This is a genomic window from Pseudoalteromonas sp. SWXJZ94C, from assembly GCF_015864385.1.
Classification (GTDB): domain Bacteria; phylum Pseudomonadota; class Gammaproteobacteria; order Enterobacterales; family Alteromonadaceae; genus Pseudoalteromonas.
In genome coordinates this window covers 79,519-89,826 of sequence record NZ_JADYXF010000018.1, presented here as the reverse complement: position 1 = coordinate 89,826, position 10,308 = coordinate 79,519, and the positions used below count along the sequence as shown (strand labels likewise).

Annotated in this window: 11 protein-coding genes; 8 read left to right on the top strand and 3 right to left on the bottom strand. The window is 34.9% G+C overall.

Annotated features, from left to right (window positions below; translation table 11 throughout):
* The first annotated feature begins 671 nt into the window (after nucleotides 1-671).
* Together I6F65_RS09725 and I6F65_RS09720 are read left to right on the top strand one after the other, a co-directional pair.
* Complete coding sequence (locus tag I6F65_RS09725; protein WP_197112669.1) at nucleotides 672-1,154, top strand: hypothetical protein; 483 nt, start codon at nucleotides 672-674, stop codon at nucleotides 1,152-1,154.
* Entirely contained in the window at nucleotides 1,141-1,611 is a 471-nt protein-coding gene (locus I6F65_RS09720) for a hypothetical protein (protein ID WP_197112667.1), read from the top strand. The genes I6F65_RS09725 and I6F65_RS09720 overlap by 14 nt, the downstream gene beginning before the upstream one ends.
* A gap of 189 nt (nucleotides 1,612-1,800) precedes the next feature.
* Here I6F65_RS09720 and I6F65_RS09715 read toward each other — a convergent pair whose 3' ends face one another.
* The gene (locus I6F65_RS09715; RefSeq protein ID WP_197112665.1) at nucleotides 1,801-2,046 is read right to left on the bottom strand and encodes a DUF4235 domain-containing protein; all 246 of its coding nucleotides are present in this window, start codon (nucleotides 2,044-2,046) and stop codon (nucleotides 1,801-1,803) included.
* 272 nt (nucleotides 2,047-2,318) lie between these two features.
* Here I6F65_RS09715 and I6F65_RS09710 point away from each other — a divergent pair, with 272 nt between their 5' ends.
* Entirely contained in the window at nucleotides 2,319-3,320 is a 1,002-nt protein-coding gene (locus I6F65_RS09710) for a metal-dependent hydrolase (protein ID WP_197112663.1), read from the top strand.
* 74 nt (nucleotides 3,321-3,394) lie between these two features.
* On the opposite strand, the gene I6F65_RS09705 is transcribed toward I6F65_RS09710, so the two are convergent.
* Nucleotides 3,395-3,703 carry a hypothetical protein gene (locus I6F65_RS09705; protein WP_024611674.1) on the bottom strand — a complete coding sequence of 103 codons (309 nt, stop codon included), beginning with the start codon at nucleotides 3,701-3,703 and terminating at the stop codon, nucleotides 3,395-3,397.
* Nucleotides 3,704-4,122: 419 nt separating this feature from the next.
* On the opposite strand from I6F65_RS09705, the gene I6F65_RS09700 reads away from it, so the two are divergent.
* The gene (locus tag I6F65_RS09700) at nucleotides 4,123-4,821 is read left to right on the top strand and encodes a DUF805 domain-containing protein (RefSeq protein ID WP_197112661.1); all 699 of its coding nucleotides are present in this window, start codon (nucleotides 4,123-4,125) and stop codon (nucleotides 4,819-4,821) included.
* A gap of 456 nt (nucleotides 4,822-5,277) precedes the next feature.
* Nucleotides 5,278-5,964: a DUF805 domain-containing protein gene (locus tag I6F65_RS09695; RefSeq protein WP_197112659.1), complete on the top strand. Its 687-nt coding sequence runs from the start codon at nucleotides 5,278-5,280 to the stop codon at nucleotides 5,962-5,964.
* A 304-nt stretch (nucleotides 5,965-6,268) separates the two neighbouring features.
* Here the strand turns inward: I6F65_RS09695 and I6F65_RS09690 are convergent, their stop codons facing one another.
* Nucleotides 6,269-6,646 (bottom strand): hypothetical protein, encoded by a 378-nt coding sequence (locus I6F65_RS09690; protein WP_197112657.1) that lies wholly within the window; start codon nucleotides 6,644-6,646, stop codon nucleotides 6,269-6,271.
* Between the two features lie 372 nt (nucleotides 6,647-7,018).
* On the opposite strand from I6F65_RS09690, the gene I6F65_RS09685 reads away from it, so the two are divergent.
* The 3 genes from I6F65_RS09685 (at nucleotide 7,019) to I6F65_RS09675 (ending at nucleotide 10,273) form a co-directional block, all read left to right on the top strand.
* Nucleotides 7,019-7,606, top strand: a complete 588-nt coding sequence (locus I6F65_RS09685; protein WP_197112655.1) for an ACP phosphodiesterase — start codon at nucleotides 7,019-7,021, stop codon at nucleotides 7,604-7,606.
* A 161-nt stretch (nucleotides 7,607-7,767) separates the two neighbouring features.
* The gene (locus tag I6F65_RS09680) at nucleotides 7,768-8,703 is read left to right on the top strand and encodes a hypothetical protein (RefSeq protein ID WP_166111717.1); all 936 of its coding nucleotides are present in this window, start codon (nucleotides 7,768-7,770) and stop codon (nucleotides 8,701-8,703) included.
* 331 nt (nucleotides 8,704-9,034) lie between these two features.
* Complete coding sequence (locus I6F65_RS09675) at nucleotides 9,035-10,273, top strand: TerD family protein (protein ID WP_197112653.1); 1,239 nt, start codon at nucleotides 9,035-9,037, stop codon at nucleotides 10,271-10,273.
* Nucleotides 10,274-10,308: the final 35 nt, after the last annotated feature.

The following is a 10,308-nucleotide window of genomic DNA, read 5'->3' as shown; positions in this document are numbered from 1 at the left end:
AAAGGCTGAAACCAGTTTTAGTAAAGGTATGCCAGCAAAGCAGAAGAAAGCGATGCGCAGTACAGCTTATCTTGAAAAGGTATTGAATTTATAGTGTTTTTTCATGCTCTTGCCCTGGTAATGACGTCGATTGGTGTGAATATGCACCAGTCACCCATATTAATTTAGGCAGTTTAATTAAGCATTATTGATGATTAATTAGGTTCTGTTTCAAATAGTAAGTTAACCGCTGATATAGCTGCTCAAGCTAAAATTAGAACCACAACTGTTGCTAATATCGGTATGTTCGCAGCTTTAGTTACAGTACTTGCAAGTGGGGAGTACGAACGATGACTATAGTTGTAGTGGTCAAGAAAATAGCTGGATGAAAACTCGTTTTTAATTCTGAATTACAATCACTATATTCATCCCTTGGCGTTGGTCTTACTTTAAGTACAGGTTATTCGAGCTTAAAATATTTTTATAAATATTGTATGATTTGAGAAAATCATACAATATGAAAAAATCAGCAAAATTAACACAAGCAATTAAAGTCAAAGGTATTAAAAAGGATTTATCATGTTGGTAATACGCAAAGCTGCGGAGTTTAACGATAATGAGATGGATAAGATAAAGAATGAATTAGATAGTCAGAAATCTATAATCCAATCAATATAATTAAAGGAATATAGATGACAATATATACGGTTCCTTTGATAAAAAAAATCGATAACTGGATATTTAAAGAAACTTTCAACACGATTTTATTTTATGCGTTTTTTATTTATCTTGCTTATTTATTTAGCCCAGAAAATCGAAGTTATGATTTAAAAGAATACTTTATAATATTCACACTTGTAGCTATTATTGGAAATATAGTGTTACATTTAATTTATGTTTTAAAAGCTTTTATAAAGGCAGGTAGGCTTAATTTCTTTATGTTCGGCTTGCGTAAGCCCATAATTATGCTTAATAAAAAGTCGTTTAATATTATAGAGAAAAATATAGCCATTCTTTATGGTGATGTACTAAAAGTTGAGCTTATAGATAGTAACGATAGTGAATCTGATATATTGATTATCCATAAAGAAGGTGAAAACTATTTTAATGGGGCTGAAGTCACACATGTAATACTTGAATCACTCAAGGAGAGAGTTTTTAATGAAAAAAATTAATTTTTTTGCTTTATTTATACTGTTTGTTTTTAATATTTCAGTAGAGGGAAGGGAGCTTTGTGAAGTAAATCAAAGTATGACTTATCGTAGTACATTAGATACTTATTCACCTGAAGAAAAATATATTATCATTACGAAAGAAACTTTAATTTCGCCTCCCCGTGTTCTTTTTCAGCATCCAAATGGAAAAATTAGTGAAAAGTCTACATTTACAAAATTTAGAAACCTTCTCTCTGAGGCTTTTTTAGATGATGAACCAAAATTACTTTTTTCAAAAGTAACGGATACTGAAGGTGAATTTGTATTTGAAACAGATAATAATATTAGCATCAACGAACATGCTTTTTTAATTAAAGTACGAGGAAGTGAAATAGATATTTATCGGTATCATCCTCTTGAAGGGACAACAGGCTCGTTATCTATAATGCAACAAGCTATAAAGCAGTGTAATTACTAAGTAAAACTCAGGATTAAATTGTTATTGATCTTTAAAAGGACAAAGAGCCAAAGAAAATCGAAAAGGATCAATTTCTGATGAATTAACACAAAAGTTTGGTCCTTGGTTTTCTTGTTCTTACAATTATAGAAAACAAGAACTTAAATTAAATACCTCTTACTAATTGTAAGAGGTATCAATTTAAAATGCTTACTTGGATCGGCGTTTATCTAGTGCATAACGAACGGCCATTCTTGCAACGCCAGCACCAATACCTGAAACTACCGCCCATGTAACAGCCTCTTTAAGATCTTTTTCTTCGCTTGGCTTGTCTTTTGGGGCTGGTTCGTTGGTAACCTTTTCCCACGATTTTTGTAAAGTTTTCCTTGTTAACATACCTGCCGATGCTGCAGCGAGCCCTATGCCTACGGTCGTAATTAGTTGTTTATTACTCATAATGTTCTCCTTTTTATAAATAACGGTGGCGTTATTTATGTGTAACTTTTTAAGTAAGAACAGTAGTACCAGCAATTTATATACCGATAGAACCGTAAAGCTTTTAAATCGGGCTATTTTAAAACCTACACTTTAAAACCAACACTTTAATATTCTCTCGCTAAAACTAGATTTAACTAAGCCCAAAAAACTAAATACTTATTAAGATCGACAGTGCTTGCGAAGCAGTACATTATATTGCGTGTTTTAATTGATTTTAAAAGGAGCTTTCGTTGGATTCACTCACACAAGTGGTGCTTGGTAGTGCTGTTGCTTATGCCACATTGGGTAGTAAGTTAGGTCGTAAATCGTTACTGGTTGGCGCTGCGTTTGGTACTTTACCCGATTTAGATGTGCTAATTAACTTTGGCGGCGAAGTTGAAAACTTTGTTTATCATCGTAGTTTTAGCCACTCTTTATTTATACAGCTGTTAATGAGTCCTTTGTTTGCGTGGCTTTTACTTAAAATGAATTGGGCTAAAGGCGTAACTATGTCGCGCTGGTCGGTTGCCATTTTTTTAATTTTAAGTACCCACTCATTGCTCGATAATTTTACTGTTTATGGCACACAGCTGTTGTGGCCGTTGTCGACTCATCCCTTTAGTGTTTCGAGCATATTTATTATTGATCCTGCGTATACTTTGCCTCTTGTGTTGTCTTGTATAGCGTTGTGTTTTGCACGTATGAGCCCGTATGCACAACGTATTAATACCAGCGCATTGGTCATCAGTTCAATGTATTTAGTTTGGGGTTTTGCGGCTAAATACCACATTAATAATAAAATTTATCAGGCGCTGAACACACAAAATATCACATTTACACATTTTGAAAGTACACCAACTCCGCTTAACACTTTGCTATGGCGCGCTGTTGGTGTTACTAAACAAGGCCATTATGAAATTTATGCGTCTGTGTTTGATGAAGTTAAAAATGTTGATATTCAATTTTACCCTACAAAAAACGCGTTGCTAACTAAGATTAATGATGCAAAGCAAATCACGTTATTACAACAATTTACCAAAGGGCTATACGGTGTTTACCAGCAAGATGAAAAGGTTATTATTAGTGATTTAAGAATGGGGTTGGAGGGCAATTATGTGTTTTCATTTGTGGTTGCTGAGCAAAAAGATCAGCAGCTAATCCCTGGGCAATATCAAAAGCTCAGTAATCGATTGCCGTTAGATAAAATTAAGCTCATTTTTGCTCGTATTACTGATCCGAGTATAGATTTATAAACGAGCGTGGCTGTGTCCACGCTTTTTAATAATAGGTTTTAGCTAAAGATTACCTGCTATTGCCAAAGTCTGATTTAGTCATCAGGTCCTTTGAGCGTAAATATTAAATGTTTGCGCATATCTTTTAAAATAACGCCTTTTTTGAGCATTGCGCCACTTAAGCGTTTTTGCCATTTTAATAAATCAGGCTCTGCCGCCGTTAAAGCTTGCTCGTTTTCAAACTGAAAACACAGCAATAAAGATCCAGGAAATAAGTGGTATTTAACGTCAAACCAGCATTGCAGCATACCAGGGAGTTCAGCGCGACCTTGTTCTTCTAATTTGTCAGCAATATTAAGCACAATAGCCTGCTGCTTTATTTGCACTGCAGAGAGTTTTTTCATTGTTTAAATCCAAGTTAGCGGCTAAAAAATGCAGCCGGAATATGGGCATTATACGCAAGCTTGTAGGTAGGCAACAACTTTGAAAGAGGATTAGTGTTCAATAGGGTGTTTATGTTTAAAATTAAGAGAGCTATGTTGGGAGACTCCTCCAGTTTTTCCAATCTATGTAGGTCGTATAAGTGGCGTAGTCGCACCATCCGACATTTTTATTACCATCATATTAAACCCTTCAACAATAAATTATATTAACTAAGCGCTGTGTAGAAGTAAGGCGACTCAGTGCTCTCTTTTTACTGAGTTAATCATACATAATTGTAATTTAGTCAATAAAAGTGTTTATGCTGTTCCTCCTTTATTGACAGTAAGGTTGAGTCGTGTAGTCTTCTTTTTACTTTAAAATACAGGCTATAAGGACAGTAATGCTTTGTTACACCGGACTTGAATGTCTTCAATATTCGATTGAAATTGTTTACCCATTATCTGAACCTCTTTTTAATGTTTTTTTATTAGCTATTAGCTTATCTTTAAAAAATATACCAGGGCGCTCTTGGTTGGTAGGTTTTGCAATATGCAGCTTAATCTCATCGATTTTGTATGGCATATTTTATTTTATTCCGATGAACTATCCTGAATATACCGAATACTCTTATGCATACAGATTTACGACCCGTTTAATCTACAAGTTTGGTTTTTTTATACTCTTACCGGTGTTCTTATTTAATTTATGGAGTAGTAAAACACTTAACCTTTCTGCCGTGAGCATTCTTTTTTCATGGCGAGGACGGGTTACTCGAAGTATTTATTGGGGGGCTGGTATAGCTAATGCGATTTTATTCTTAGCAATTATCGATGGAATTATTTCACTTGGATACCTTCCAACCGAGGAAACGTGGTTTTCTATAGGTTTTAAGTATTTTACCGTGCTTACAGTATTAGGGTTTTCGATGTGGACTAACTTAATAGTAACGATTAAGCGTTGGCATGACCTTAATATGTCTGGCTGGATGACACTATGCCTTTTGGTACCGCTCATAGGTGCGATTGGTTGTATGATTTACTTAGGTTTTGTTAAAGGTAAAAAAGATGATAATCGTTTTGGTGAAGCACTTATTCAATAAGAGCTAACAAAAATGGCACCTGTCAAAAGCTACCTGCCTGAGCAGAACTTTTAATGGGTGACCCTTGTAAAGCACATTGTAGCGGATGTAGGGGAAATACTTAAACGTGAGTTGGGTATTTGGGTTTTGCAAAATGCAAAATGCAAAACCTGCCCTCATCTTATAGTGGTTTACTTAAAAAAATGGCTGCCATAACGTGTTAATAGCCCCTATAAGCTAGTTAAAATTATATATAGCGTTTAATAGTTTGGGTTAAGCAACAACGTTTTATTACTCATGCAGTAACAAAAAAACGCAGCAATAGTGATAGTAAAACAGAGCTGATTCTTCACTGAGTTAATCATACACAATTGTAATTTAGTCAATAAAAGGGGTCATGCGTTCCTTATTTATTGACAGTCGGGTTGGGTCGTGTAATCTCCTTTTTACTTTAAAATGCAAGCTATAAGGACAGTAATGTTTTGTAACACCGGACTTGAATGCCTTCAATATTCGATTGAAATTATTTATCCACTCCCTGAACTTCTTTTTAATGTTTTCTTATTAGCTATTAGCTTGTCTTTAAAAAATATACCAGGGCGCTCTTGGTTGACAGCTTTTGCAATATGCAGCTTAATATCATTGATTTTTTATATTATTCCGACGTATTTCCCTATCTATACCGAGTTCTTTGATGCGTTTAGATTTACAACTCATTTAATCTACCAGTTTAGTCTTTTTATACTCTTACCTGTATTTTTATTTAATTTATGGAGTAGTAAAACATTAAACCTTTCTGCCGCGAGTATTCTTTTTTCATGGCGAGGACGGGTTACTCGTAGTATTTATTGGGGTGCTGGTATAGCTAATGCGGTTTTATTCTTAATAATTATCGATGGGATTATTACAAATGATTACTTTCCAAGCGAGGAAACGTGGCTTTCTATAGGTCTTAAGTATTTTACCGTGCTTACAGTATTAGGGTTTTCGATTTGGGCTAACTTAATAATAACGATTAAGCGTTGGCATGACCTTAATATGTCTGGCTGGATGACATTATGCCTTTTGATACCGTTTATCGGTGCGATTGGTTGTATGATTTACTTAGGTTTTGTTAAAGGTAAAAAGGATAAAAATCGTTTTGGTGAGGCACTTATTCAATAAGAGCTAACAAAAATGGCACCTGTCAAAAGCTACCTGCTTGAGCGGAACTTTTAGTGGGTGACCCTGTGACAGATAATTGGGAAAATGCTTAAACGTGAGTAGAGTGTTTGGGTTTGGCTAAATACAAAACCAGCACTCATCTATACAGTACTCCCATGGGCTCAGGTTTAATTATTGAGCAGGCAATTAATGTGTCATTTAATGCATTTAAAAATAGTACCAATGGTACAAATATATTAGTTAACTTACCAAATAGAAAGTCACTTCACTCATGTTTTAGCCCATGCCTGAGCTCATATTAAGCTTACGACTCAGTTTCTAATAAAGCATCAATGTAGGCGAGTTCTTCGCTAAAAATACCGTTTAAAAGTGCATTTTGCTCAATTATTACTGCCTCATTCGATTGTTTTTTGTATTCTTGTTGGCACCTGACAAGTTCGTCGGCTAGCCATTGGCAGGTGTTGGTAGCTGTGTTTGTTGCTGTTTTTAAAAATGATGACCATTTTATTTTTTGTAAATTAAAACGGTATAGTAAAACTGCAATAGTGCTGTAAGCGTGTTGCTCAGGCGATGGCACATTGTCACTATTTATTGAGGTATAGTGTAAAAACTTGGTATTGACCAGCGCTTGTTGCAGTGCAATTTGTTCTGACTGACTTAAAAAGTTGTTTTCATAATGCATGGGTAACCTATATAAGCTAGTAGCTTGGCATTCAAAAAGTAGTGAAAATTAGCAAGGTGTTTTATGACTCATGCGCACCAAAAATGCAGCAACAGTGATAACAAAATTAGGCTGACCCTTTACTGAATTAATAAAACACAATTGTAACTAGGCGGGGAGGTTTGAAAAGCATCAGCATTTTTTTACCTTTATTCTTAACTTTATTCTTAGGGTAACGCAGCACTTTTTTGTAAAAATTAATGTATTTATAAACCACGTTAATATAGCTGTAAAAATAAAATAACTCTCAGAAGGCTTTTACTTCTCAATAAGAATTTCCCCTAAAATTAAGTTACTATTTGAATTATATTAACCATTGCGGCCGAGAACACGTTGAATTATTTAGCTCACCTTTATTTAGCACAACCCACAGCTGATTCTCACTTTGGGAACTTACTGGGTGACTTTGGTGGTAAAAGGCACGTAGAACAACTACCAAGTACAGTTATAAATGGGCTCGATAATCATTATTTAGTCGATAAATTTACTGACTCTCACCCTGTAGTTAAACACGCCAAACAGTACTTTTCACCCGAGCGTAAGCGCTTTGCTGGCGTGGCTATTGATGTGATGTTTGATCATTTTTTAATTGCACACTGGCAGCGCTTTAACAGTCGACCTTTAAGTGATTTTAAGCACACCAGTTATCAGCTTTTAAATAACCGCATAGCTGTTATGCCACCGCGAATGCAGCATGTTGTAACAAGCATGACTAAAAACGATTGGTTTAAAGAATACGAAACCATTGATGGGGTTGGGGTCGCACTTGATAATATTGCCAAGCGCATTCGCTTTACTAATAACTTTGCGGGCGCTGCTGACGATATTGCGCGCAACTACGATGAATTAGAAGCGGTGTTTTTAGCGTTTTTTCCTGAGCTGATTAAGCATGTAAATGAGTTTAACCTTGAACGAGATTAATTTCTAAAGCAAATGTATATGTTTTCTACTTACTGCTATTAACTTGTATTTAACAGTTAAATAGCTTTTTATTCGGTTTTTTCTAAATTGTTAATCTTTTGTGATAAGTTAAGGTGAAAAAAAGGCTACTCTAGTACAAATTAATTTTGTGAGTACGTTTAATGAATCGCCATTACTTGGTTATTGCGAGCTTTGCTATTTTGTCTGCATTACAATCTAATGCAGTGCTTGCTTTTGACTTTGATTTGAAATCAGTACGAACCACTATTTCAAACCCCAGCACTAGCCACGCGTTAATATACGATGACTCAGCTAGGAGTAATCAAAAAACACTGTTTTCGTTAGAGCCCATAAATAACCAGCGAGTAGGCGTGTTTTTTGATATTAACGGTATTGAAATTGGCTATTCAGCGGATATTTTTAATGATGACGTTGAAACAAAAACGCAAGATGTGCTGCTCTCATATAGAAAATTTAAACACTCTAAAATCACGTTTAACTACCAAACACTTGAAGGGCTGCAAAGTACAGCTAGGAATTTGAGTGGCAATCAGGTTGATCAATTTTTCTCACAAAATACGCGTTCAACTAAGTTTGAGTTATCTGGACAGCACAACTTCTATACTTTTAATGACAAAGAATCTTTGTTTGAACATTTTTTTCTTAATAGACCAAAGCTAAGTAATAAATTTGATGTGGCGCTAAGTATTGTTGGCGCATGGTCTTTCAAGCATGTATCGCTTGAAGATAAAGATAATATAGTGTTTCAAGCTGATTTTTTAAATTCACCTGCCCCACAAACTACAAAGCTAATCTCTAATTCATATGGAGCCAGTATTGGTTCACTTATATCATTTTCGTTACCACATAATGTTCATTTATTTGCAGAATACAAAGTAGGTAAGGGAAATATCCAAAATATAGACCCTGAATTTGGTTTAAAAGATTCGGGCGATGAAAAAGTAGCTGCATACGGCGGTGGTATTTCTTGGACCTCAAGTAATAAAAAACTCATGGTGGTACTACGTGCGTGGGAGCAAACAGGCAGGCATATAGACACTTCTTTTGGAGACTTGTCGGTGATTAAGTTTTTTTAATATTAATCACAGAAGCTCTCTCACTTATGTTTTTGCTTTTGTTATTGAGATTTGATCATTTCAATCTTAAATTTAAATCTTAAATAATTTGGACTCTTCTTCTAAATTTATAGGAGTCCAGTCGCCACATTCAACACTTATATTTTTTACGCCTTTTATTTCTGAACGCTTTTTAGTTTATCGAGTATGGATGGCAGTATTTATAAGTTGTATTCATAGCAAAACAGTATTAAATAAATTGACTAGCTAAAACCCTCCCACCTTAATTAAACTTAAGTTATCATTTACAGCTAAGTATTGTTCACTTCCAAATACGCTTTAAGGATGATAAATGCAATTAATAACAAACGGTCAAAACTTGGTCGTTAATGCAACGAGCATTCAAGTAAATATTGAATGTGAACTACATGGCAATAATGCTAACGAAATAGATGTTTCTGCTTTTTTATTAAACAAAGATAATAAAACACGAAATGATGATGATTTTATTTTTTATAATCAGCCAAGCTCATTAAATAGAGCGGTAACATTGTCATCAGGTAACGCGCAAAAGCAGTCGTTTACTATTAATTTAGCGGCTATTGATGCCGACATTCATAAAATTGTATTTGTGATTACGACGCCATCTGCTTTCAAGCTTGCGTCGTTTTTAAAGGTCAGTGTTGATAACCTTTTAGAATTTAGCCCAGCGCTTACTGGTATGAGCGAAACATCGCTTAATTTAGCTGAGGTGTATCGACATAATGGGCAATGGAAGTTTAGAGCAATTGGTCAAGGTTACGCTGGTGGCTTAGCACCTATTGCTATTGGTTATGGCGTTGATATTGACGGTAAACCAAATGAAACTCAATCTGTTACTCCAACAACTCCTTCACCCGTTATTAGCAAACCAGCGAGTAATACTGCAAATAAACCTGTAAACATCAAAAAAGTAGATTTATCGAAAGCGGGTGAAAAGGCGACTATTTCGCTAGAAAAAGGTAATAAATTAACTGCAAAATTACAGTGGGATACACAAGCTGATTTAGATTTATATTGTTTTTATGTTGATAAAAACGATATTGAAGAAAAAGTTTACTATAAAAAGTTAGGTTCTTTAACTGCGCCACCTTTTATAAAGTTATTAGGGGATAGCCAAGTAGCAGGTGAAGAAATAGTGGAAATATCTCAACCTGATAATATTAAATATGCGTTGATATGCGCATACAGCGCCGTTAGTAATGGCATTGGTAGTTTTCACTCTTATAAAGCGAGAGTTGAAGTTACTGACGGTAAAAAGCAAAGTGTTACTTCTCATTTGAATCATAATGATCCTAAGTCTTACTGGGTTGCTTTTGCTTTAATTGATTTTCAGCAAGCAGGGCAGGTAACAATTAAAAATGTTGAAACTTACTCAAGCCCGAGTGAATTTAAAGCGCAGATGAAGCAACGAACAGGTAAAGAGCCTAAGTTTTTTAGTCGATCTAATCCTACGGTTAATGGTGTGTCTAAGTATGATCCTGAAAGATCACCGCACCTTTTCAAAGATGGTAGCTTTATGATGTCGGCAGGTATAGTTGAGTTTAAATAAGCTGTTATTATTAAGGTCTACTTATTAGTTTTAGG